Origin of the sequence: Streptomyces sp. NPDC051218, from assembly GCF_044455475.1 — a bacterium.
Taxonomy (GTDB): Bacteria; Actinomycetota; Actinomycetes; order Streptomycetales; family Streptomycetaceae; genus Streptomyces.
Map to the genome: position 1 here is coordinate 262,167 of NZ_JBITEU010000010.1, position 23,856 is coordinate 286,022.

18 protein-coding genes are annotated in these 23,856 nt (G+C 71.5%); 7 read left to right on the top strand and 11 right to left on the bottom strand.

The window, feature by feature from the left end; translation table 11 throughout:
- Positions 1-53: 53 nt before the first annotated feature.
- From ACIBCK_RS29220 to ACIBCK_RS29230, 3 genes are all read right to left on the bottom strand, one after another.
- The gene (locus tag ACIBCK_RS29220; protein ID WP_399395008.1) at positions 54-749 is read right to left on the bottom strand and encodes a hypothetical protein; all 696 of its coding nucleotides are present in this window, start codon (positions 747-749) and stop codon (positions 54-56) included.
- A 113-nt stretch (positions 750-862) separates the two neighbouring features.
- Positions 863-4,243, bottom strand: coding sequence for an ATP-dependent helicase (locus ACIBCK_RS29225; RefSeq protein ID WP_399395009.1), 3,381 nt, complete (start codon positions 4,241-4,243; stop codon positions 863-865).
- A gap of 167 nt (positions 4,244-4,410) precedes the next feature.
- Positions 4,411-4,818 (bottom strand): MGMT family protein, encoded by a 408-nt coding sequence (locus ACIBCK_RS29230; RefSeq protein WP_399395011.1) that lies wholly within the window; start codon positions 4,816-4,818, stop codon positions 4,411-4,413.
- Positions 4,819-5,018: 200 nt separating this feature from the next.
- Here ACIBCK_RS29230 and ACIBCK_RS29235 point away from each other — a divergent pair, with 200 nt between their 5' ends.
- The 3 genes from ACIBCK_RS29235 to ACIBCK_RS29245 all read left to right on the top strand — a co-directional run bounded on the left by ACIBCK_RS29235 (position 5,019) and on the right by ACIBCK_RS29245 (position 11,190).
- Entirely contained in the window at positions 5,019-7,895 is a 2,877-nt protein-coding gene (locus tag ACIBCK_RS29235; RefSeq protein ID WP_399395012.1) for a lysylphosphatidylglycerol synthase domain-containing protein, read from the top strand.
- Between the two features lie 93 nt (positions 7,896-7,988).
- Positions 7,989-9,533 (top strand): alpha/beta hydrolase, encoded by a 1,545-nt coding sequence (locus ACIBCK_RS29240; RefSeq protein WP_399395014.1) that lies wholly within the window; start codon positions 7,989-7,991, stop codon positions 9,531-9,533.
- Positions 9,534-9,624: 91 nt separating this feature from the next.
- Positions 9,625-11,190 carry an alpha/beta hydrolase gene (locus tag ACIBCK_RS29245; protein ID WP_399395016.1) on the top strand — a complete coding sequence of 522 codons (1,566 nt, stop codon included), beginning with the start codon at positions 9,625-9,627 and terminating at the stop codon, positions 11,188-11,190.
- An 80-nt stretch (positions 11,191-11,270) separates the two neighbouring features.
- Here the strand turns inward: ACIBCK_RS29245 and moeZ are convergent, their stop codons facing one another.
- The 7 genes from moeZ to ACIBCK_RS29280 form a co-directional block, all read right to left on the bottom strand.
- Entirely contained in the window at positions 11,271-12,449 is a 1,179-nt protein-coding gene (gene moeZ / locus ACIBCK_RS29250; RefSeq protein WP_399395018.1) for an adenylyltransferase/sulfurtransferase MoeZ, read from the bottom strand.
- A gap of 63 nt (positions 12,450-12,512) precedes the next feature.
- Complete coding sequence (locus tag ACIBCK_RS29255) at positions 12,513-13,262, bottom strand: spherulation-specific family 4 protein (RefSeq protein WP_399395020.1); 750 nt, start codon at positions 13,260-13,262, stop codon at positions 12,513-12,515.
- Positions 13,250-14,203: an NAD-dependent epimerase/dehydratase family protein gene (locus ACIBCK_RS29260; RefSeq protein WP_399395022.1), complete on the bottom strand. Its 954-nt coding sequence runs from the start codon at positions 14,201-14,203 to the stop codon at positions 13,250-13,252. The genes ACIBCK_RS29255 and ACIBCK_RS29260 overlap by 13 nt, the downstream gene beginning before the upstream one ends.
- Before the next feature lie 178 nt (positions 14,204-14,381).
- A complete protein-coding gene (locus tag ACIBCK_RS29265) occupies positions 14,382-15,620 on the bottom strand; it encodes a hypothetical protein (RefSeq protein ID WP_399395024.1) in 1,239 nt (412 codons plus the stop codon).
- Positions 15,617-17,395, bottom strand: coding sequence for a DUF3492 domain-containing protein (locus ACIBCK_RS29270; RefSeq protein WP_399395025.1), 1,779 nt, complete (start codon positions 17,393-17,395; stop codon positions 15,617-15,619). Before ACIBCK_RS29270 ends, ACIBCK_RS29265 begins: the two co-directional genes overlap by 4 nt.
- Positions 17,396-17,629: 234 nt before the next feature.
- Entirely contained in the window at positions 17,630-19,411 is a 1,782-nt protein-coding gene (locus ACIBCK_RS29275) for a DUF3152 domain-containing protein (protein WP_399395027.1), read from the bottom strand.
- A gap of 8 nt (positions 19,412-19,419) precedes the next feature.
- Entirely contained in the window at positions 19,420-20,409 is a 990-nt protein-coding gene (locus ACIBCK_RS29280; RefSeq protein ID WP_399395028.1) for an alpha/beta fold hydrolase, read from the bottom strand.
- Positions 20,410-20,665: 256 nt separating this feature from the next.
- Here ACIBCK_RS29280 and ACIBCK_RS29285 point away from each other — a divergent pair, with 256 nt between their 5' ends.
- The 4 genes from ACIBCK_RS29285 (at position 20,666) to ACIBCK_RS29300 (ending at position 22,577) form a co-directional block, all read left to right on the top strand.
- The gene (locus ACIBCK_RS29285) at positions 20,666-20,881 is read left to right on the top strand and encodes a hypothetical protein (RefSeq protein WP_399395030.1); all 216 of its coding nucleotides are present in this window, start codon (positions 20,666-20,668) and stop codon (positions 20,879-20,881) included.
- A gap of 144 nt (positions 20,882-21,025) precedes the next feature.
- Positions 21,026-21,667: a TetR/AcrR family transcriptional regulator gene (locus tag ACIBCK_RS29290; protein WP_160507089.1), complete on the top strand. Its 642-nt coding sequence runs from the start codon at positions 21,026-21,028 to the stop codon at positions 21,665-21,667.
- 187 nt (positions 21,668-21,854) lie between these two features.
- The gene (locus tag ACIBCK_RS29295; RefSeq protein WP_055565193.1) at positions 21,855-22,082 is read left to right on the top strand and encodes a DUF3107 domain-containing protein; all 228 of its coding nucleotides are present in this window, start codon (positions 21,855-21,857) and stop codon (positions 22,080-22,082) included.
- Between the two features lie 222 nt (positions 22,083-22,304).
- On the top strand, positions 22,305-22,577 hold the full coding sequence (locus tag ACIBCK_RS29300; protein ID WP_399395032.1) for a hypothetical protein: 273 nt from the start codon (positions 22,305-22,307) through the stop codon (positions 22,575-22,577).
- A 317-nt stretch (positions 22,578-22,894) separates the two neighbouring features.
- On the opposite strand, the gene ACIBCK_RS29305 is transcribed toward ACIBCK_RS29300, so the two are convergent.
- A complete protein-coding gene (locus ACIBCK_RS29305) occupies positions 22,895-23,632 on the bottom strand; it encodes a ferritin-like fold-containing protein (RefSeq protein ID WP_399395033.1) in 738 nt (245 codons plus the stop codon).
- Positions 23,633-23,856 lie beyond the last annotated feature (224 nt).

A 23,856-nucleotide genomic window follows, 5' to 3' on the forward strand; every position in this document is an offset into this window, starting at 1 on the left:
GGGCCCGGGTGTCAGTGACCGCCTTCGCTCCTGGCGTCAGGACTTTCCGGGCGTCACGACTTCATGAGCTCTTCCATGTCCATGACGTCGCCCGGGGCCGGGGCCTTGACGGCGACGGGCTTGCCGTAGTCCGAGAAGTTCATCGTGCCCGGGTCCTCCTTGCCCGAGGTGACGACCTTCAGGAAGTAGGGCTTGCCCTCGGCGGCGACGTAGAAGGTGGTCTTCTTGCCCGACTTGCTCTTCGTGAGGACGGCCGCCTTCTCGCCGTCGACCTCGGAGTCCTTCTCGCGCTTCATGTCCTTGAGGTCCTTGGACTGGAACATGGCGTCGGGGTCGCAGACACCGCCGGTCTCGCCGTTCGGCGTCTTGACCCACTTGTCCTTGAGGGCCGCGGCCTTGCCGCTGCCGCCCATGGCCTTCTTCCAGTACGCCTCGTCGCCCTTCATGTACTGGGTATTGCCGGACACGAGCAGCTCGGCGGTGCCGGCCGCGCCACCGCCCACCTTGCCCTTGCAGTCACCGGACTTGGCGACCGAGAAGTCGACCTTGACCGTCTCGGCGTCCTGCTTGCCCTCGCCGGAGACCCGGAAGGAGCCGGCGTCCTTGGACGCGTCGGACGCCTTCTTGGCGATCTTGTCGGCGCTCATCCCATCGAAGGGGTCCTTCTCCTCGCTGGAGCAGCCCGTGATGCCGACGAACGCGGCGGCGCAGGCGACTGCCGCGGCCAGGAGCTTCCGGTTGGCTGCCATGTGTGTTTCTCCTCAGAAGACGTAGAGCTTTGCCGTGACTGTAGATGGCCTGTGAGCCTGCTATGAACACAAGGTGTGAGAGGTGACGTTGGCCACTGGCTTTTCCGGGGGCGTCACTCCACGACCTGCCGGCCCTCCGGCTTGGCACTGCACGAGGCGCGGAAGGCGCAGTGCGTGCAGTGCTGGCCGGTGGTGGGCGTGAAGCGTTCGTCGAGGACCTTGCCGGCGGCGGTGGCGAGGAGGTCGCCCACCCACTCCCCGGAGAGCGGCTCCTGGGCCTGCACCTTGGGGAGGGCTTCGCCGCCGTCCTTCTTGGCGGCGCCCTGGCGCAGCTGCACCAGTTCCGCGCCGCCCGCCTCCGGGCGCACGCCTTCGAAGGCGTCGTCGACCGCGCCCTCGCGAAGGGCGAGTTGGTAGACGGCGAGCTGCGGGTGGCGGGCCACTTCGGCGGCGGTGGGGGTCTGTTTGCCGGTCTTGAAGTCCACTACGTAGGCACGCCCGTGCGCGTCCTGCTCGACGCGGTCCATGGACCCGCGCACGCGTACTTCGTAGGGGCCCGCATCGAGGGTCACGTCGAAGTCGTGCTCGCTGCTGACGGGGGTGCGGGTCGCGCGGTCCATCACATGCCACTGGAGGAAGCGTTCGAGCGCCACGCGCGCGTGCTCCTTCTCCTGAGCCGACTTCCAGGGGGCGTCGAAGGCCAGCGCGTCCCACACCGAGTCGAGCCGCTCCATGAGGACGGCGAGGTCGGCGGGTGTCCTGCCGGACGCGACCTCGTCAGCCAGGACGTGCACCACGTTGCCGAAGCCCTGCGCCGCGGTCGCGGGGGCGTCCGCCTTCACCTCGCGGCCGAGGAACCACTGCAGGGAGCAGGTGTTGGCGAGCTGGTCCAGGGCGCTTCCGGACAGGACGACGGGCTTGTCGCGGTCCCTCAGGGGGACTTCGCTCGCCGTCGGCTCGTACATGCCCCACCAGCGGTACGGGTGCGCTGACGGCACGAGCGGGCGCCCGTCGGCGTCGCTCAGCGCGGCGAGCCGGGCCAGGCGGTGTGCGGCTGCCTCGCGCAGCGGCTCCGAGACCCGGGGGTCGACGGTGGTGGAGCGCAGCTCGGCGACGAGCGCGGAGACGGACAGGGGGCGGCGCGGGCGGCCCGTTATGTCCTTGGGTTCGACGCCGAGTTCGGTGAGGAAGCGGGACGGCTGGTCTCCGTCGTCCGCGGGCGCCTTGACGGCGGTGACGACGAGGCGCTCACGCGCGCGCGTGGCGGCCACGTAGAACAACCGGCGCTCTTCGGAGAGGAGCGCTCCGGGCGTGAGGGGCTCGGCGAGGCCATCCCTTCCGATGCGGTCGGCCTCCAGGAGGGAGCCGCGGCGGCGCAGGTCGGGCCAGAGGCCCTCCTGGACACCGGCGACCACCACGAGCCGCCACTCCAGGCCCTTGGAACGGTGCGCCGTCATCAGGCGTACGGCGTCGGGGCGTACCGCCCTGCGCATGAGGGTGTCCGCGGCGATGTCCTGCGCCTCGGTCTCCTCCAGGAAGTTGAGGGCGCCGCGCCCTCCGGTGCGCTCCTCCGCACGGGAGGCGTACGCGAACAGGGCGCAGACGGCGTCGAGATCGCGGTCCGCGTTGCGCCCCGCCGCGCCTCCTCGGCGGGCGGTCCGCTCCAGGCGGCGCGGCCACGGTGTGCCCTCCCACAGCTCCCAGAGCGCCTCCTCGGCGGTGCCACCGCCCGCGAGACACTCACGGGCCTTGCTCAGCAGCGCGCCGAGCCGCTGGGCACCACGCGCGTACGCGGGGTCGTGCGCGACGAGCCGCTCCGGTTCGGCGAGCGCGCGGGCGAGGAGCTCGTCGGAGGGCGGCGGAAGGTGGTTCCCCGCGGCACGCTCCTCCGCACGGAGGGCCCGGCCGAGACGCCGGAGATCAGCGGCGTCCATGCCGGCGAGGGGGGACGCGAGGAGGGTGAGAGCGGTCTCGGTGTCGAGCCAGACGGGCGACGTGGCGTCTGCGGCTTCGGGGGCTTCCGAGTCCGCGGCTTCGGGGCCTTCCGAGTCCGCGGCTTCCCCCTCGGTCCCGGTGGACGGCGGCTGGGTCACCACCGCCGTCGCCACCGCCCGCAGCGCCGTCAGCAAGGGTGTGACCGCCGGTTCGTGGCGCAGGGCGATGTCGTCGCCGTCGATGTCCAGGGGGACGCCGGCCGCGGTGAGGCTGCGGCGGACCGCGGGGATCGTGTGGGCTCCCGCGCGGACCAGCACCGCCATCTCGCCCCAGGGGACGCCGTCCTCCAGGTGGGCGCGGCGCAGGATGTCCGCGATGTTGTCGAGCTCGGCGCCGGACGTGGGGTACGTGTAGGTCTCCACGTGGCCGCCGTCCCTGACCGCGGCCAGCTCCCGGTGGGCCCGTACCTTCTCGGCGGGCAGCCTGGTCAGCGGCATACGGCGGGTGAGCAGGCGCGTGGCGGCGAGAAGGCCCGAGCCGGACCTGCGGGACGTGGTCAGGACCTCGACCGGCGCCGCGGTGCCGTCCGCGCGCGGGAAGCAGTCGGGGAACTCCAGGATGCCGTTCACGTCGGCGCCCCGGAAGGTGTAGATCGACTGGTCCGGGTCGCCGAACGCGACGAGGGAGCGGCCGCCGCCCGCCAGCGCGTCCAGCAGCCGTACCTGCGCGGGATCCGTGTCCTGGTACTCGTCCACGAACACCGCGTCGTACTGCGCGCCGAGGGCCCGCGCGACCTCGGGACGCCGGGCGAGCAGCACCGCGCGGTGCACCAGTTCCGCGTAGTCGAGCACTCCTTGCATGTCGAGTACGTCCAGGTACTCGGCGAGGAACGCCGCCGCCGCGCCCCAGTCCGGGCGGCCCGCGCGGCGGGCGAAGGCGTCCAGGGCATCGGGGCCGAGGCCCAGTTCACGGCTCCGGGCGAGCACCGCGCGCACCTCGTCGGCGAAGCCACGCGTCGTCAGGCAGGCGCGCAGCTCGTCCGGCCAGCGGACGTGGGCGCGCCCCTCGCCCGCGAGGTCGATCTGGCCCGCGAGCAGCTCCCGTACGGCCACGTCCTGCTCGGGACCCGAGAGGAGGCGCAGGGGCTCGACGAACAGGTCCGCGTCCTGGTGGGCGCGGATGAGGGCGTAACAGAAGGAGTGGAAGGTCGTCGCCTGCGGGGCGTTGGCCGCTCCTATGCGCAGCGCCATGCGGTCGCGCAGTTCCACCGCGGCCTTGCGGCTGAAGGTGAGGACCAGGACACGCTCCGGCTCCGTGCCCTTCGCGACGCGCGCGGCGACGGATTCCACGAGCGTCGTCGTCTTGCCGGTGCCGGGCCCCGCAAGGACGAGCAGGGGTCCTCCGGGGTGGTCAACCACCGCCCGCTGCCGTGCGTCAAGACGAGGGGGGTCCACGCGGACCGGCGGGGTACGCACCAGTCGATAGGCGCCCTGGGCCCCCTGTCGCACCGGGTGGTGCGACGGGTGCCGGGTGTGCCGGGCGGAAGAAGTGGAGCTCACGTGGGTCGCCGGTCCTGGTGGGTGTACGTGGAGAAAAACGGCTGCGCGATGGCTGCGGGGTGAGAGAAATGCGTGCTGTCGACGCTACGCCAGCGGGCGTGCGGGACGCGTGGCTTCCCCCGTACGGGCCACCGGCCCCCCGTGACTGTGCGGGATGGCCGAAGCTGTCAGATGTGAGCCTCCGGAGCCTGCGGGCGGTCGGCGCCGCCTCCCGCCGCGTCGTGGACCGCTGCCGTGCCGTCCCACCGCGCCCGCCGCATGTCGAGGCGCGGCACGTGGCCCTGGGCGGCCCGGCTCGCCTCACGCAGCGGGGTGCCCTCCGCGCGGTAGTGGGCGATCGCACGCAGTTCGTGTCCGGGCAGGAGCACGCCGTCCGAGCGGACCACGCGCCACCACGGAACCGCACCCCCGTAGAGCGCCATCACCCGGCCGACCTGCCGGGGCCCGCCCTCCTCCAGCCACTCCGCGACGTCCCCGTACGTCATCACCCGCCCCGGAGGGATCAGCTCCGCAACCTCCAGGACCCGCTCCGCGTACTCCGGAAGCCCTTGCTCCGGTCCGCTCTCCTCGCTCATCCGGACCATCCTGCCGTACCCCACCGACACCGTGAGCGGCCCGCGACAGAGTCTGCGGCAGGAGACAAACTGGAGCTGGGTGAACACTTTGCGCCCCCGCATTGCACCCTGATGCCCCCCTCTGTCGGCGGGGCATGCCACCATCGTGCGGGCGGTGACTGGTGATACGAGATCAAGAAGAGGCGACGGAGCAGCAGGATGTGCACCCCGATGAGACGGCGGGCACCCCTGCGGCCGAGGCGCACCCGGACACCGGTGGGCACTCCCTGACGAAGCACGAGAAGCACGAGAAGCACGAGAAGTCCGGCAGAGACGAGGACGCTCGGCCGGCAGCCGAGCAGGGCGCCCACGCCGCCTTCGTTCCCGAGAACGCCGAGGGCTCCGACGGCCGCGGCCCCGAGGGCTCCGACGGCTCCGACGGCTCCGAGGACTGCGTCGAGGACTGCGACAGCGAGGCGCACTCCGACCGCGTCGCCGGCGACGAACCGCTGCTCGCCGCGCGCGTGCACCGCCCTTCGGACCTGATGCGGCTACTCGTCGGCGTCCTCGGGATCGTCGTCGTCCTCGCCATCGCCGCCTTCGCGCACGGCACGACGTCGGGCCTCGCCCAGGACATCGACAAGGGCACGGAACAGGCCCCCGACCTCCTGATCAAGTTCGCGGGCCTCACCGCGAGCATCGGCGTCCTGCTCGTGCCCGTCGCGTTCGCGATCGAGCGGCTGGTCAAACGGGACGGTCTGCGCATCGCGGACGGTGTCCTCGCGGCCGTCCTCGCGCACGGCGTCACGCTCGCCACCGACCTCTGGGTCGCCAAGGCCGCGCCGGACTCCATCCAGGAGGCGCTGACCCGGCCGTCGCCCGGCGATCTGCACGCGCTCACCGACCCCGTGCACGGCTATCTCGCGCCCGTCATCGCGTACATGACAGCGGTGGGGATGTCCCGGCGGCCACGCTGGCGGGTGGTCCTGTGGGTGGTGCTCCTGCTCGACGCCTTCACCATGCTGGTCACCGGCTACACGACGCCGTTCTCGATCATCCTGACGGTCCTGCTCGGCTGGAGCGTGGCCTACGGCACGCTGTACGCGGTCGGCTCACCGAATGTCAGACCCACCGGCCAGACGCTCCTCGCCGGTCTGCGGCACGTCGGCTTCCGCCCGGTGAGCGCGGCCCGCGAGGAGTCCCCCGACAGCGAGCACGGCGACCGGGGCCGCCGCTATTTCGTCACCCTGGAGGACGGCCCGCCCCTGGACGTCACGGTCATCGACCGGGAACAGCAGGCGCAGGGCTTCTTCTACCGCGTGTGGCGCAGGCTGACGCTGCGCGGCATCACCCAGCGCCGCAGCCTGCAGTCGCTGCGCCAGGCCCTGGAGCAGGAGGCCCTCCTGGCGTACGCGGCGATCGCGGCCGGGGCCAACGCACCCAAGCTGATCGCCACCTCCGAGCTCGGCCCCGACGCGGTGATCCTCGTCTACGAGCACACAGGTGGCCGCACCCTGGACTCCCTGCCGGACGACGTCATCACCGACGAGCTGCTGTGCGACACCTGGCGGCAGGTGCAGGCGCTCCAGTCACGGCGGATCGCGCACCGCAGGCTCGCGGGCGACGCGATTTTGGTGGATCGTTCCGGCACGGTGATCCTGACCGACCTGCGAGGCGGTGAGATCGCCGCGGGCGACCTGGTCCTGCGGATGGACATCGCCCAGCTCCTGACCGCCTTCGGTCTGCGCGTGGGCGCCGAACGCGCCGTCGCGACCGCGGTGGACGTGCTCGGCCCCGACACGGTCGCCGACTGTCTGCCGCTGCTCCAGCCCATCGCCCTGACCCGCTCCACCCGGGGGACGCTGCGCAAGCTGGCCAGGGAGCGGTCCCAGCGCGAGCGCGAGGCGGTCCTCGACGCGTCCCGCAAGGACAAGCTGGCCCGCGCGGCGGAGGCGGACGCCGACGCGGCGGCGGAGGCGCTGGAGACCGCCCAGGGCGGCGCGAAGGGACCCGACCGCAAGGCCGTGCGCGCGGAGAAGCAGGCCGAGAAGCAGGCGATAGATGTCGCGCTCGACCAGGCCCGCGAGGAAGATCTGCTCACCCAGATCCGCCACCAGGTGCTGCTGATCCGCCCGCAGGCGCCCGTCGAGCCCGCGCAGCTGGAACGGATCAGGCCGCGCACGCTGATCAGCTTCATCGCCGGTGCCATCGGCGCGTACTTCCTGCTCTCGCAGCTCACCCACGTCGACTTCAACACGATCATCGGCGAGGCCGAGTGGGGCTGGGTCGCCGTGGCCGTGGCGTGCTCGGCGCTGAGCTACTTCGCGGCGGCGATGAGCCTGCTCGGCTTCGTGCCGGAGCGTGTGCCGTTCCTGCGGGCCGTGCAGGCGCAGGTCGCCGGGTCCTTCGTGAAGATCGTGGCGCCCGCTGCGGTGGGCGGCGTCGCGCTCAACACGCGCTTCCTGCAACGCTCCGGAGTGCGCTCCGGCCTCGCGGTGGCGAGCGTCGGCGCCTCGCAGCTGTTCGGGCTCGGCTCGCACATCATGCTGCTGATGATCTTCGGCTATGTGACCGGTACGGAGAAGACGCCGTCCCTGTCGCCGTCCCGGACCGTCATCGCCGGTCTCCTGTCGGTCGCGGTGCTCGTGCTCGTGGTGACCGCGATCCCCTTCCTGCGGAAGTTCGTCGTCACGCGCGTGCGGTCGCTGTTCGCGGGCGTCGTGCCGCGCATGCTCGACGTACTGCAGCGCCCGCAGAAGCTGCTCACCGGCATCGGCGGCATGCTGCTCCTGACGCTGATGTTCGTGCTCTGTCTCGACGCTTCGGTACGTGCCTTCAGCACCACGGAGATGAAACCCCTGACCCTGGCCAGCGTCGCCGTGGTCTTCCTCGCCGGCAACGCGCTCGGCTCCGCGGCGCCCACGCCCGGCGGTATCGGGGCCGTCGAGGCGACGCTCACCCTCGGTCTTGTCGCGGTGGGCGTGCCCAAGGACGTGGCGGCTCCGGCGGTGCTTCTGTTCCGGCTCCTCACGCTGTGGCTGCCGGTGCTCCCGGGGTGGCTGTACTTCAACCACCTGACCAGGAAGGGCCTTCTTTAGAGAAGGGAGCGCCTTCTTTAAGAGAAGGACGCCTGTTCACGGAAGGCCGAGCCAGCCGTGCGCCCCGTCTGCGCCCCCCGCAGGATGGGGAGCATGCCCAACCTCACGGCTCGTGCCGCCGCCACCGTCGTCCTGTTGTCCACGACCCTCGCGGCCTGCGGCGGTGACGGATCGAAGGACTCCAAGGCGGAGGATTTGTCGGCCCAGGACCTCAGCTGGAAGGACTGCCCGGCACCCGCCGCCTCCGAGGGCGGAGGTGAGGCACCCTCTCCGCTGCCCGGCGGCGCCAAGTGGCAGTGCGCCACCATGAAGGCGCCCCTCGACTGGGACAAGCCCAAGGGGGACACCATCGACATCGCCCTGATCCGCGCCGCGTCGAGCGGCGACAAGGACCGCAGGATCGGGTCACTCGTCTTCAACTTCGGTGGTCCCGGCGGCTCGGGCATCACCACTCTGCCCGCCTTCGGAGAGGACTACGCCAAGCTGCGCACCCGCTACGACCTGGTGAGCTTCGACCCGCGCGGGGTCGGCCGCAGCGCGGGCGTGCGATGCGAGGACGACAAGCAGCTCGACACGTACTTCCAGCAGGACTCCACGCCCGACGACGGCGCCGAGCGCACGAAGCTCGTCGACAACGTGAAGGGCTTCAACGGAGCCTGCGAGAAGAACTCCGGAGAGGTGCTCCCCCACGTGCGCACCACCGACGCGGCCCGCGACATGGACCTGATGCGCCAGGTGCTCGGCGACGACAAGCTGCACTACTTCGGCATCTCCTACGGCACCGAACTCGGCGGCGTCTACGCGCACTTGTTCCCCAAGAGGGTGGGCCGCGCCGTATTCGACGCGGTCGTGGACCCCACGGAGACGGCGGAGGAGGGATCGCTCGGCCAGGCCGAGGGCTTCCAGCTCGCGCTGGACAACTACGCCAAGGACTGCACGTCGAAGGTCGAGGACTGCCCCGTCGGCGACACCGAGAAGGACGTCAAGGACAAGATCGCGAAGCTCCTCAAGGACCTGGACGCCAAGCCGCTGCCCGCCATCGCGCCGCGCAAGCTGACGCAGACCGCCGCCACGAACGGCATCGCGCAGGCGCTGTACTCCGCGGACTTCTGGCCGTATCTCACGGAGGGCCTCGACGAGGCGTACGACGGCGACGGCAAGATCCTCATGACGCTCTCCGACGCCATGAACGGCCGCAACCAGGACGGCACGTACAGCAACATCCAGGCGGCCAACATTTCCATCAACTGCGCGGACGACAAGGCGCGCTACACGCCGGAGTACGTCGAGCAGAAGCTCCCCGAGTTCCGTAAGGCGTCACCGCTGTTCGGCGACTACCTGGCGTGGGGCATGGTCGGCTGCACGGACTGGGCGGTGGACGGCGCCGCCGAGCACCCGGACGTCAGCGCCGCGGCGGCGCCCCCCATCGTCGTCATCGGCAACACGGGCGACCCGGCCACGCCGTACGAGGGCGCGAAGAAGATGGCGGACGCGCTGGGTGAGGACGTCGGTGTCGAGCTGACGTACAAGGGCCAGGGGCACGGGGCGTACGACAGCAAGAACAAGTGCGTGCGGAACGCGGTGAACGGCTATCTCCTGGACGGCACGGTGCCGAAGGAGGGCACGGTCTGCACGTGACAGGGCTGCGGCCGTCCGCCGGGCCGCCCAGGTCACTGTCAGTGGCCCCGCCTACTATGGCTTGACTGTCTTCCGAGGGGGGAAGCGCTCCATGCCGCGTTTCGTACGGTCCGCAGCTCTGGCCGCCGCAGGGGTTCTGGTGGCGGGGCTCGCCGTCGGCTGCGGCGGCTCCGACGAGGGCGGGGGCAAGGACGACGCGAAGCCCGCGCCGACCGGACCCGAGCAGTCACCGAAGCCCGACCCCTCCTCCACCCTGCCCGCCTCGCTCACCACCCAGAAGCTCGACTGGGGCGGCTGCAAGGCGAGCGGCACGGAGCCCGCGCCCGGCTCCGAGTGGCAGTGCTCGACCCTCAAGGTCCCCTTGGACTACGCGAAGCCGGACGGCGAGACGATCGACGTCGCCCTGATCCGCGCCAGGTCCACCGGCGAGGGCAAGCGCATCGGCTCGCTCCTGTTCAACTTCGGCGGCCCCGGCGGCTCCGGCGTCTCCATGCTGCCGTCGTTCGCGGACATGTACGGCACGCTGCGCGAGCGGTACGACCTGGTGAGCTTCGACCCGCGCGGGGTGGCGGGCAGCGAGGGCGTGCGCTGTCGCAGCGACAAGGAGACCCAGGCCGCGGAGTCCGTCGACCTCACCCCGGACACCCCGGCCGAGGAAGCGGCGTACTTCAAGGACGCGGCGGACTTCGGCGCGGGCTGCGCGCGTGACGCGGGCAAGCTCCTCGGCCATGTCTCGACGGTCGAGGCCGCCCGGGACATGGACGTGATGCGCCAGGTCCTCGGCGACCAGAAGCTGCACTACATGGGCATCTCGTACGGCACCGAACTCGGCGGCACGTACGCCCACTTGTTCCCCAAGAAGGTGGGGCGCCTCACCCTGGACGCCGTCGTCGACCCGACCGCGGACTCCGTGGGCCACGCCAAGAACCAGGCGCGGGGCTTCCAGCGCGCCCTGGAGAACTACCTGAAGTCCTCGGGCCAGGACCCGAAGGACGGCTCGCAGAAGATAGTGCGCCTCCTGAAGCGCCTCGACGCCAAGCCACTGCCCGGGACGGGCGATCGCAAGCTCACCCAGTCCCTGGCCCTCACCGGCATCACGGTCACGCTGTACAGCAAGCAGAGCTGGCCCGCCCTGACCCGCGGCCTCGAACAGGCCGAGAAGGGCGACGGCTCGGCCCTGCTGCAGATGGCCGACGCCTACAACGAGCGGGACGAGTCCGGGCGTTACAGCACGCAGAGCCACTCGCAGCGCTCCATCTCCTGCCGCGACGGCAAGGCGCGGACGACACCCGCCGAGGCGAAGCGGCAGCTGGGCGAGTTCCGTGCGACATCGCCGGTCTTCGGCGAGTTCATGGGCTGGGACACGGCGGGCTGGTGCCACGACTGGCCGGTGGCCGGGCTGCACGAGTCCCCCGAGGTCAGCGCCCCCGGCTCGGCGCCGGTCCTGGTGGTCGGCAACACCGGTGACCCGGCGACGCCCTACGAGGGTGCGCGGAAGATGGCCGACGAACTCGGCAAGGGGGTCGGCACGGTGCTGACCTGGAAGGGCGAGGGCCACGGCGCGTACGGCATGGGCAGCGACTGCGTGGACGACACGGTCGACGCCTACTTGCTGAACGGAAAGACGCCGAAGGACGGCAAGGTCTGCGAGAACTGAGGGGTCGAGCAACGAGAAGGGCCCGCACCACACGGTGCGGGCCCTTCTCCGTTCAGGCGCTAGGCCTACCGGCGCCAGGCCTAGTAGACCGGCTTCTCGGGCTCGATCTGGTTGACCCAGCCGATCACGCCGCCGCCCACGTGCACCGCGTCGCTGAAGCCCGCGGACTTCAGCACGGCGAGGACCTCCGCGGACCGGACACCCGTCTTGCAGTGCAAGACGATCTTCTTGTCCTGCGGAAGGCTCTCCAGGGCGGTGCCCATGAGGAACTCGTTCTTGGGGATCAGCTTGGCGCCGGGGATCGAGACGATCTCGTACTCGTTCTGCTCGCGTACGTCGATGATCTCGATCTTCTCGTCGGCGTCGATCATCTCCTTGAGCTGCTTGGGAGTGATCGTCGCGCCGAGCGCCGCCTCCTGGGCCTCGTCCGACACGACGCCGCAGAAGGCCTCGTAGTCGATGAGCTCGGTGACGGTGGCGTTCGGGCCGCAGACCGCGCAGTCGGGGTCCTTGCGGACCTTGACCTGGCGGTACTGCATCTCCAGGGCGTCGTAGATCATCAGGCGGCCGACCAGCGGGTCGCCCACGCCGGCCAGGACCTTGATCGCCTCGGTGACCTGGATGGACCCGATCGACGCGCAGAGCACGCCGAGCACGCCGCCCTCGGCGCAGGACGGGACCATGCCGGGGGGCGGGGGCTCGGGGTAGAGGCAGCGGTAGCACGGGCCGTGCTCGCTCCAGAAGACGGACGCCTGGCCGTCGAAGCGGTAGATCGAACCCCAGACGTACGGCTTGTTGAGCAGCACGCAGGCGTCGTTGACCAGGTAACGCGTGGCGAAGTTGTCCGTGCCGTCGACGATCAGGTCGTACTGGCTGAAGATGTCCATCACGTTCTCGGCCTCGAGCCGCTCTTCGTGGAGGATCACGTTCACGTACGGGTTGATGCCGAGGACGGAGTCCTTCGCCGACGCCGCCTTGGAGCGGCCGATGTCGGCCTGGCTGTGGATGATCTGGCGCTGCAGGTTCGACTCGTCGACCTCGTCGAACTCCACGATGCCGAGCGTGCCGACGCCCGCCGCGGCGAGGTACATCAGCGCCGGCGACCCGAGGCCGCCGGCGCCGACACACAGCACCTTGGCGTTCTTCAGCCGCTTCTGCCCGTCCATCCCGACGTCGGGGATGATCAGGTGGCGGGAGTACCTGCGAACCTCGTCGACGGTGAGCTCAGATGCTGGCTCGACCAGGGGTGGCAGCGACACGGAGACTCCGTTGGTCGGTATATGGAAACGGTTGTTCTGTCCGTAACACTGCCACGCCCCTCTTCATTCCGAGACACCCGTTCCGATGCGCGAGACGATTTCGTCCCAGTACCCGGGCATGGACTCCCACGGGTCGTCCGCTCCCCCGGCCTCCACGCGGTCGGTGAAGTAGATCGTCGACGCGCCCTGCCAGCGCGCGATGCGCAGGGCCTCGTCGAGATGGCCGCGCGGCATGCCGTGCACGAAGTGGCAGAAGCGCTCGGGCGGGTAGTCGGCGGTCCACTCCGCCACCTGTGACCAGCGGTAATCGCTCCACGGGCCGGAGAAGGTCACCAACTGGTCGCCGGATTCGGCGTATCCGGGATACGGGTGGGTGCCGTGCCCGAGGACGATGTGCGCGTCGTCGCAGAGCGCCCGCAGCGTCGTGACCGTCCTGCGCACCTCCGGGAGCGCCGCCCGCTCCGTGGGACAGCGGTCCAGCGAGAAGCCGTCGACCTGGTACCAGTCGAGGTAGCGATGGGCGTCGGAGATCAGCTCTCCGAAGCTGCGCGCGCCGTACGTCACGTCGAGGTGACCGAGAACACGCACGCCCGCGTTCCGCAGCCGCCCCGCCGCCGCCAGGCAGTGCGGGTCCGGACGATCGCCGGGGCCCTTGCTGACATTCAGGACAACCCAGTCCAAAGGGGTTCCCGGGCGGGTGAGTTCGGACCATTCGGCGGGTGCGACGAGGGGGTGCGCGAAGCCGGGGATGCCGAATCCGAGACGTACGTCGGTGTGCGCTGTGCCCGTGGCTGTGCTGGTCAGATGCGGCATGCCGCCTCCATCCAGATGTCGGCGAGTGATTCCTCGAGGTTGATCCGGGGGCGCCAGCCGAGCCGGTCGCGCGCGGTGCGCACGTCGGCCTGCTGCCAGCTGCCGCACCCGTCGGGGTAGGGGTAGGCGGCCGGGTTCGCGTGCTCGGACTCGGCGCGGGGGTGTCCGATGGTCTGCCGCATGGCGCCCTGGTCGAGCTCGTGCAGGGCTCCGCCGTAGCCGGCGACGCGCGCCAGGACGGCCGCCGCGTCCCGCAGCCGCACCGCACGGCCCGCGCCGATGTTCACGATCCCCTGGGCGGCGGAGAGCGAGGCGGCGTGCACGGCGCGCGCCACGTCGCGTACGTCGATGAAGTCCCGCTGGACGCCCAGGCCCCCGAGCTTGAGCTCGCCGTCACCGGCCTGCATGGCCCGCCGCATGGCCTCGGCCAGCCGTCCGAGCGGCGATCCGGCCGGGGTGCCAGGCCCTGCGGGCGAGAACACCCGCAGGACGACGGCGTCGAGACCCGACCCGAGGACCAGCTCGGTGGCCGCGAGCTTGCTGACGCCGTACGGTCCGCCGGGCCTGGGCACGGCGTCCTCCGCGGTGGAGGACCCCGGCTGGCTCGGCCCGTACTCGGCGCCGCACCCCAGCTGCACGAGCCGCGCCCCGCATCCGCTGCGGCGCAGGGCCTCGCAGATCGTGGCGACGGCGACGGTGTTGTGCCGGGTCAGCTCGCGGGCGCCGCCACGGGTGGCGCCCGCACAGTTGATGACGACGCCCGGGTGCACGGCGTCCAGGAAGCGGGTGAGCGCGCCGGGGCTGCCGCTCGCGAGGTCGAACCGTACGTCCGAGTCGTCGCCGCGGCCGAGCGCGGTGAGCTGCACCGCCGGGTCGGCGAGCAGCCGGTCGGCGACGAACCGGCCGAGGTATCCGTTGGCTCCGATCAGCAGCACCCTCATCGGGCGGCTCCCGGGCCGGATTCTCGGATGCTGGGGGTGCTCATCTGGCGTTCTCCTTCAGGGGGTTGCCGTAATTCACGGGGTAAGGCCCGCGGTGTCGGCCCCGCGGGAGAGAAAGTTTTCGAATGGGGCCCGGAAGATTTCGCATGAGGCCAGGGAGTTCTGGCGGCGCGCATCCTCAGGGCGCTCCGTCGCCGTGCGCGGACGCCCGGCTGAGCATCCGCAGGGAATGGAGCAACAGCACGCCCGCGGCGGCGCCGCACGCGACGAGCGGTACGGCACCGGGCCCCCAGGCGCGGACCGCCGCCTCCACCGGCGCCGCGAGCCACGCGCCCCCGGGCAGCCGCCCCGCGAACACGGAGGCGAGCAATACCGCCTCCACCGCGACCGCGGCCCCCAGCATCAGCAGGGGTGCCCGCGTGAACCCGTACGAGGAGAGCAGCCGGGACAGCAGCAGCAGTGCGCCGAGCGCCCAGGCGCCGGCGGAGGCGGGCACCCCGTAGAAGGCCCCTGCCCCCACGAGCAGGGCGCCCAGGGCGCACAGGTACAGCGCGACGACTCCCAGCAGCAACGGCCGCACGGCTGCGGTGAACTCGGCGAGCCCCCGGCTGAGCGGAAGCCGTCCCCGTGCCCCCACGGCGAACAGGCGCGCGCACCACACAGCGGGCGCCACGGCGAGCGAGAGCCCCAGTGCGGCGGCGGTCGACGGCGCCCAGGGGCCGTCGGGCCCGCCCGCGACGGCGGCCCGCAAGAGCCCGTCGCCGAAGAGGGCGTACGCCACGAGAAGGCACACCCACGCGCGCGTGGCCGGCGCGACATGGTGCGCGGAACGCAGCGGCCCGTACCGAAGGGCCGCCCGGAGCGCGACGGCCACGGCGAGTGCTCCGCCGAGCCCCACCGCATACCGCGCACGCCCCTCGCTCAGCTCGATCCCCACGGCGGCGAGCCCGCAGGCCACACCCGGCAGCAGGGCGAACAGCGCCCACCCGGCGGGCACTTCGGGGGCTCCGCGCGAGGGAGCGACCACGGAGGCAGCGCGCTCCCCCTCGCCGCGATCGTCGCGCTCGTCGCGCGGCACGCGCGCGTACATCTCCTCCGCGAGCGCGAACACGTCACGGTGCCTGAACCGCGCTGCCGTCCGGTCGGTCACTCCGTGCGCCTCCAGGCCCGCGGCGATCTCCAGCGGGTCGACGGCGCGCTCGCACAGCTCCCGGTGCCGGTGCATCAGCGCCTTCACGGGATCCACGGCACCGCGCCGCGCGGGCTTGGCACTCGCTCCGACGCCACCGCCGGAGCCCCGCCAGGCGTCGGGCTCCCGCACCAGTGCCGCGTCGGCGACCAGCTCCTCCGACCGCACGTCCCACCCGCCCGGACTCCCCGGAGCCCGCGGTGCGTCGACCTGCTGCTCCCTGCTCATACCCCCGCCCCCTTCAACCGCTCCGGTCTGTCCGTCTCCTGGGCCCAACTGGGCGCCCCACCCGGGCCCGCGCCCCCGTCCCCGTCCGCGCCGGCACCACCCGCGGCGACCGCCCACCGCCCCGGCATGTACGCCTCCGCCGGATGACCGAAGGGCACCGGCTCGCCCGCGTCGTCGACCGCCTCCCTGCGCACCGGGCAGTGCGAGACGATCTCCAGGTAGATGCCGCGGAAGGCCTCGGTGTTCTGCTCCACGGTGAACAGTTCGAGCGCCCGCGCACGCGCCGCCGCCCCGAGCCGTTCGCGCCGCCCGGCGTCGCGCAGCAGTGCCACGCACGCCTCGGCGAGCGCCCGCGGATTGCGCGGCGGCACCACGAGCCCGGTGCCACCGATGACCTCGACGACCGCGCCGACGTCCGTGGATACCGTGGCGCGCCCGCAGAACATCGCCTCGACCAGGCTGATCGGGAAGCCCTCGACGACGCTGGAAAGGACGACGACACTCCCCGCGGCGTACGCGTCCGCCAGCTCGGGCGTCTCGGGCGAGCCGATCTCCTCGAAGGACACGGGGTTGTCGCCGACGGCGTGGGCGCCCTGCGCCTCGTCGGGGAAGAGCTGCGCGGCGAGCGCCCTGCAGTGCGCGAGGTAGGCGTGCGCCTCCGGGCCTTCCGCGGGCGCCCCCACGATGCGCAGCCGCGCCTTCGGCTCCTCCTTGCGGACCTCCGCGAAGGCGTGGAGCAGGGAGATCAGGTCCTTGGCCGGCTCGATGCGGCCGACCCACAGGAGGGTGTCGGGGTCCCCCGGGTCCTCCCGGTCGCCGACCTCGGCGAAGCGGGACGTCTCCATGCCGGGGTACACCGTGCGCAGCTTCGTCCGCTCGGCTCCGCACCGCTCCTGCCAGCGGCGGGCGTGCGTGTTGCCGGGGGTGATGATCGTGGCCTGGCGGTACACCTCGGCGGCGAGCCTGCCGTGGAAGGAGGTGAGCAGCGCCCGCGCCGGCGCACTCAGCGCCTCGTCGCCGGTCGCGAGGTAGTGCGCCCGCAGTTGCACGCCGTACTCGGTGACCAGGAGCGGCACTCCGGAGAAGTGCTTGGCGAGGAGTCCGGGGAGCGCCGCCGGGCCGCCGGACGTGGCGTGGCACAGGTCCACCGCGCCGAGTCCGTCGTCCCCGTACCAGTCGAGGGAGAGCGGGCGCAGGGCGCGCTCAAGGTGGCTTGCCACGGCGAGCAGGTCAGGTACGCGTGCGGCGCGCGCCGTGCGGAGTGCGCCGGGCGCGCGGCACGCGCTCTCCAGGGCGCGGACTGCGGCTTCGGAGCGCAGCGCGGTGACGAGGCCGCCGTGGTCACGCGCGAGTTCGGCGAGGCCGTAGAGCGCGCTGCCGAAACGGTCCGCCAACGCGTCGGTGGAGGCGGACGCGTCGGTGGAAGCGGACGCGTCGGTGGCGCCGGACGCCCCCGCGGCGCCCGCCGCTCCGGAGTCGCACACGGCGGCGGCCAGTTCGCCGAAGCACTCCGCGAAGCGCCGCCGCGCCCGCCGTCCGTGCCCGGCCCCGCAGGCCACGCCGTGGTCGTCGACCGTCCACAGAGGCGCCGTCCGCACGCGGTTCACCTGGGGCGGCAGCTCGATCCAGCCCTGCGCCTCCTGCCGCTCGCTGCGGCTGAGGGCGTAGATGTCGAATTCGTGCTGCCCGAGCCCGCGCACGAGCCGGTCGCACCAGAGCCTGGCCTCACCGCTCACATACGGATAGCCACCCTCCGTAAGCAGTCCGATGCGCACGCGTACACCCCCGATCTCCCATGTGGGGAGCCGCCGTTGGGCCGGCGGCTCGCAGCGGGACGAACGTATGCGGACAAGCCGGTGGCGCGATGGACGGTTGTCCATCGCGCCACCAAAAGGGGTGAACGGCAGTAACTTTCCCGCGCCGGTAGCGTTCTGTCGCGCTATGAGGGCGGGAGAGCGCTCTTCAGCTACGGAGCGTCAAGTTGCGGCCAGCCATCGCTGACGGCGGGCTCAACTCTTGGGGAAAGCCCAGGGGTTGGCCTTGCACTTGATCCCGTCGTGATCGAGGAACTTCGTCTGCTGCTGCATGACGGGTGCGAGTTCGCCGTCCTTCGTGCAGTCCGTGTGATTGAAGCCGAGCCGGTGGCCGACCTCGTGGTTGATCAGCATCTGCCGGTACGGGTGGATGCGGTCGCCGTAGGTCTTGGCCCCCTGCGCCCACCGATAGGCGTTGATCATCACGCGGTCCGTCGCGGCGGAGTCGCAGGAGACGTTCTGCTCCATGGTGTCGAGCCCGGACTTCGCGCACCACTTCGCGGTCGTCCCCGGGCTGGCGAGCGTGATGACGAAGTCGGGCCTGCCCGAGGAGATCCGCTCGAAGGTGCGTCCTCCGCCGTGCGCCCAGCTCCGCTCGTCGTTCAGGGTCTTCTGCACGGCCGACGCGAACAGCTCGCCGTCCAGGCCCATCCCCTTCTCAACGTCGACACGGTAACGGAACAACTGCCCCTTGCCCGGGGCCTTGTCGAACCCGGCCATCGCGTCGAAGTCGCCGGACGATGTCAGCTTGGCGTCGAGCGGGTACTTCTTGGCCATCTTCGTCTCGTACGTCGCCGGGGCCGACTCGGGAGGCGTGGGGCGGTCGTCCGAACGGGACGCGTCCCCGCCGGCCGCCCGCTTCTCCTGGCCCTTCGCCGCCTGCGGCCGGGGTGCGGAATCCTTCGGCCCGTCGGTCACCTGGCCGGCCACGACGATCGCGAGGACGGTGGTGACAGCGGCGGCGGCGATGCCGGTGAAGGCGCGGCCCTTGCCGCCGCCCTTGCTGTCGCTGCCGTCACCGTCGTCGAAGCCGCCGGGCCCGTCGGGGCCGAAGCTGTCGACTCCGTCAGCCTCGTCAACTCCGTCAGCCCGGTCGGCCGCGTCGGCCCAGAGCGCTCCTTGAGCCTCCTCGTCCTCGTCGACCGCGCGGTCCCAGTCGGTGACGGAGGCGTACGGGTCGCGGGGCGGGGCGTCGGCCGACATGGACGAGGGACGGCTCGCGCCGCCCCCGAAGAGGTCTTCGTCGGCGAACTCGCCGCTGAACGCGTCCACGTACTCGCGGCGCGGCCCCGGCATACGGGGCGGTGCGGGCCGCACGCCGGGCGCCCCGTATGAGGCACCGAGCCGCGGCCCGGCCCCCCACGCCTCACCCGGCTCACGCTGCTCGGGATGCCCACCACGAACATGCGGCACGCCGTGCGAGGGAGTCGCGTGCGGGGTGCCGTGCGGAGGGGTGCCCTGCGGCGAGCCGTGCGCGGGTGTCGCCTGGGGAGTTCCGTGCGCAGGCGTCGCCTGCGGGATCCCGTGCGGCGGAGTGGCCTGCGGGAAGCCGTGCGGAGGGGCGCCCTGCGGCGTGCCGTGCGACGGGGTCCCCTGGGAACCACCGCGGGCCGACGCGGCCCGCGGGACCCCGTGCGACGGAGTCGCCTGCGGAAAGCCGTGTGCAGGCGTCGCCTCAGGGATCCCGTGCGGCGGAGTGGCCTGCGGGAAGCCGTGCGGCGGAGTGCCCTGCGGCATGCCGTGCGGCGGGGTGCCCTGGGGTCCACCGTGGGCCGGAGTGGCCCGCGGGACCCCGTGCGACGGAGTCGCCTGCGGGAAGCCGTGGGCGGGGGTGCCGTCGTCTCCCGGGGCGCGTCGGCGGCGGCCCGTGCCGGGGGCCGGCGGGCGTGCGCCCTGCGGTGACGGTATGTCGTCGGTATTCGTGTTGCCCGTGTTGTCTGCGAGGTCGGCCGAACCCCGGCGGCTATGACGTCCCACTCGCCGCCTCAGCTCCCCGCGCCCGAATGACCGGATGCATACAACTCGCCCGTGTCCGCGAGCAGTTCGCGGAATGCCGTGGCCACCGTATCGGGATACTCCATCATCGCCACATGCCCCGCGTCCGGAAGAGTGAGCAGCCGGGAGTCGCGGAACGCGGCGGCGGCCTTGCGGGCCATGCGGTACGAGACGAGCAGGTCCTTGCCGCCGTAGACGAGCAGCGTCGGAGCGAGCACCCGCTCCGCCTGCCGCCACAGCCCGTGCTGGCCCCCCAGTGTGTACGCGTTCACGATGCCGCGCGCCGAGCGTGCCATCGCGTCCCACATGTACGGAAGGGCGAGCCTGCGCTCCATCTCCCGTACGGCCGCGCTGTACCCCTCGGAGGAGACCCGCCCCGGGTCTCCGTAGCAGAGCGCCATGACGCCGCTGACCCGCTGCTCGGCCGTCCAGCCCTTGGTGAGCCGGGTGAACAGGGCCGCGACCCCGGGCACCGCGAGCAGCCCGGTCGGCACCGCCGTGCGCTGCACCCGCAACTCCGGGAGCGCGGGCGAGATCAGCGTGAGGGTGCGGACCAGGTCGGGGCGGACGGCGGCGACGCGCGTGGTGATGGCGCCGCCCAGCGAATTCGCGATCAGATGCACGGGCCCGTGCTCGCGCGTGTCCAGATAACGGATGACCGCGCGTGCGTGCCCCGTGACCGAGTAGTCGCCGTCGTCCGGCGGCGGGGAGTCACCGAAGCCCGGAAGATCGATTGCCGCGCAGTCGACGACGTCCTCGAGGAGCGGCATCAGGGCCGACCAGTTCTGCGAGGAACCGCCAAGCCCGTGCACGTACAACGCGGCGGGAAGGCCCTCACGTACCGACGGCCTGGAACGCACCGAGAGCGTGAGCCCGGGAAGGCTGACCGAGTCGAGCCGCTCGCCCGCCGCGACCGCCACGACGCCCGGCTTGGGGGCGACGGTGGCGGCGATCACGTTTGGCAGCTCGGTCGAGGACATGCGGCAATGTTACGAGACGATCACACGGTGGTTCATGTGTTCGCAGTCACAGATCCGGCCGATGTCGCCCCGCGATCCCCCTGAGGAGTTACCGGGGCACACCCGGAGATCGCCCGTAGATCGGTCGTAGGCATCCCGGAAATGGCCCGGAGATGGCCCGGAGATCGCGTAGCGCCCGGTTCGGCAGTCTCCTACGCTCATAGAAGAGGGCGAACAGGGCACTCGCACCACTAGTCCTCCAGGGAAGAGAGCCACGATGACCGTCGACCCGTCCGACCCCGACACCTTCGAGGTCGAGGAAAACGCCGACCACAGCACCGAAGCGCCCGAGGCCGATGCCGCGGAACAGCAGACCGATCTCGCGCCGCGCGAGGACGACTCCTTGCTGGACGCGGACACGACGGCAGCCAACGAGGCCGACCTGGCCGAACAGGCCCGCGTCGTCAGCCTCGACGAAGACGACTATCGCTGAGCTGCCCGTGTTTGCCCTGCTACGCACGGCTTTCACGGTCATCCAGTCCGTGAAATTCTCCGCTCGTACCGCGCACATCACGGTTACCGAAAAGTACGATGGCCGCGCGGCGCACACCGCACATTCACGATCATGGGAGGCGGCGTGACAGCCATCGAGCAGACAGAGGCAGCGCGCCCGCGGGGCACACGCCTGCCGCGTCGTGCCCGACGCAATCAGTTGCTGGGCGCGGCACAGGAGGTCTTCGTCGCGCAGGGGTACCACGCGGCGGCGATGGACGACATCGCCGAGCGGGCCGGAGTCAGCAAGCCGGTGCTCTACCAGCACTTCCCCGGCAAGCTCGACCTGTACCTCGCCCTGCTCGACCAGCACTGCGAATCACTGCTGCAGTCCGTCCGTACGGCGCTTGCCTCCACCTCGGACAACAAACTGCGCGTCGCGGCCACGATGGACGCGTATTTCGCGTACGTGGAGGACGAGGGCGGCGCGTTCCGGCTCGTCTTCGAGTCCGACCTGACGAACGAGGCCGCTGTCCGTGAGCGCGTGGACCGGGTCACGCTCCAGTGCGCGGAAGCGATCTGCGAGGTCATCGCCGAGGACACGGGCCTGCCCCGTGACGAGGCGATGCTGCTCGCGGTGGGCCTGGGCGGCTACTCCCAGGTGGTCGCGCGTTACTGGCTCGCCAGCGGCAGCACGGTCCCGCGCGACAAGGCGGTCGAGCTGCTCACCTCGCTGGCCTGGCGCGGTATCGCGGGCTTCCCGCTGCACGGCGTGGACGGCCACTGACACCGACCGGGAGCGCGGTTTCCCCTTCCCACGTTCTGTTCCCGATCCCTGTTCCGATCCTGTTCCCGATCTCTGTTCGCTACTGGCGTGCAGCGGCGGAAGCATGCGGGTCGCCTCACCGGGCTAATGTGTGCTGAGTACGGCGCGGCAGGCCGCGCACATCACTGAGCGTCGGAGGGACAAAGCCGTGGAGGTCAAGATCGGCGTGCAGTACGCGCCCCGCGAGATCGTGCTGGAGAGCGGCCAGAGCGCCGAGGAAGTCGAGCACGCGGTGTCCGAGGCGCTGACCGGCAAGTCGCCGCTGCTGAGCCTCGTGGACGACCACGGCCGCAAGGTCCTGGTTCCGGCCGACCGCCTCGCGTACGTCGAGCTCGGCGAGCCGACCGCACGCAAGGTGGGCTTCAGCGCCCTGTAGTTCAGGGACGCAGCACGTAGGACGAAGTACGGGAACGGCCCGGTGGTTGCAACCACCGGGCCGTTCCCGTGTGTTGACGTGCCGCGCAGGAAGCGCCCCGCGGGGGGAGACTCGGGAGTGCTGCGGCGGTCTCTCCGCCGGCTCTGGAGGATTGCATTCCGGCCGCCGGGGGTAAGACCGGCTACAACCGTTTTGCACCTGGCCGCGAGGGAGGAACACCCTGTGATTCTGGAAGCACTCGGCTCTGCACTGCTCGGTTTCGCCCTGGCATGGGCCGCAGCCCACCGACTGTCCCACCGGCTCCCCGCCCGCAGCCTGGTCCTCTCGACCGGAGCCGCGGGAGCCGTGATCGGCGCCTTCGTCACACACATGGCCCTGGGCGCGGGCCACGCCCCCGGCACCATCATCGGCGCGGTGGCCGTAGCGGCGGCCCTGCTCTCGCTACTGATCCGCCCCAGCCAAGGCCGACTGCGCCGTCGCTCAGCGACGGCGTAGGGACGGGGCTCAGCGCCCCGTCCGGGCGCAAGGGGGGAGTTCCGTCCGGGCACGCGAGGCGGCCCCGTCAGACGGCACGGGGAAACGCCCCGCCAGGGGCGCGGGGAACGGGAACGGGCGCAAGCAACCACGACGCCCCCCACAGCCGAGATCGCCGCCCAGCCCCCTAAGGGGCGCGGGGAACGGCGCGACAAGCCCCCACCCACCCGCAGCAGAGAACAGCCGGCCACCCCCCAAGGGGCGCGGGGAACGGCGCGAGCAACCACAAACCCACCCGCAGACAAAAGCAAGCCCCCGGCCCCCCGAAGCCCCAGCGCCTACGCCGCCAAGCCCAGCGCAGCCATCCGCTTCGTATGCGCCTCAGTGATCCGCGAGAACATCCGCCCGACCTCGGCAAGGTCGAAGCCATCGGCAACGCCCCCGACCAGCATGGTCGACAAGGCATCCCGATCAGCGACCACCCGCTGCGACTGCGAGAGCGCCTCGCCCATGAGGCGACGGGCCCACAGGGCGAGCCGCCCACCCACACGCGGATCCGCGTCGATCGCGGCCCGCACCTTCTCCACGGCGAAGCTCGCGTGCCCCGTGTCATCGAGCACACCGAGAACGAGACGCCGGGTATCACCGTCGAGCCGCGCCGCGACCTCGCGGTAGAAGTCACTGGCGATCGAGTCACCCACGTACGCCTTGACCAGGCCCTCCAGCCAGTCGGACGGCGCCGTCTGACGGTGGAAGCCGTCGAGCGCGGCCACGAACGGCTCCATCGCCTCGGTCGCCTCCGCGCCGATCGCCGAGAGCCGGTCCCGCAACTGCTCGAAGTGGTGGAACTCCGCCGACGCCATCTTCGCCAGCTCCGCCTTGTCGCCGAGCGTCGGCGCCAGCTTCGCGTCCTCCGCGAGCCGCTCGAACGCCGCGAGCTCCCCGTAGGCAAGTGCTCCGAGGAGGTCCACGACCGCGGCGCGGTAGTTCGGGTCGGCGGCAGCGGTGGTCCAGTCCTGGGCGGCGATTCCCTTGGGTTCGGCAGGTGTGTCAGCGGCGGTGTCAGGCGTCTCCATAAACCGCACAATAGCCCGCGCGCAGCAACGTGTAAGGGCCTGGTCAGTGACTGTGACGACAGTGACGTGACCAATTCGCCAGACACGGCTGCGAGATTCCGGGGTACAGTGGTAATGCGCCCGCCGAATATTCGTCGGGCCGTACGAATGAGGATGCCCGGTCGGAGGCCCGATCGGCTCCGACCCGACAGCCCTCCAGGCGGCCCGCACAGTGCGGACGGCAC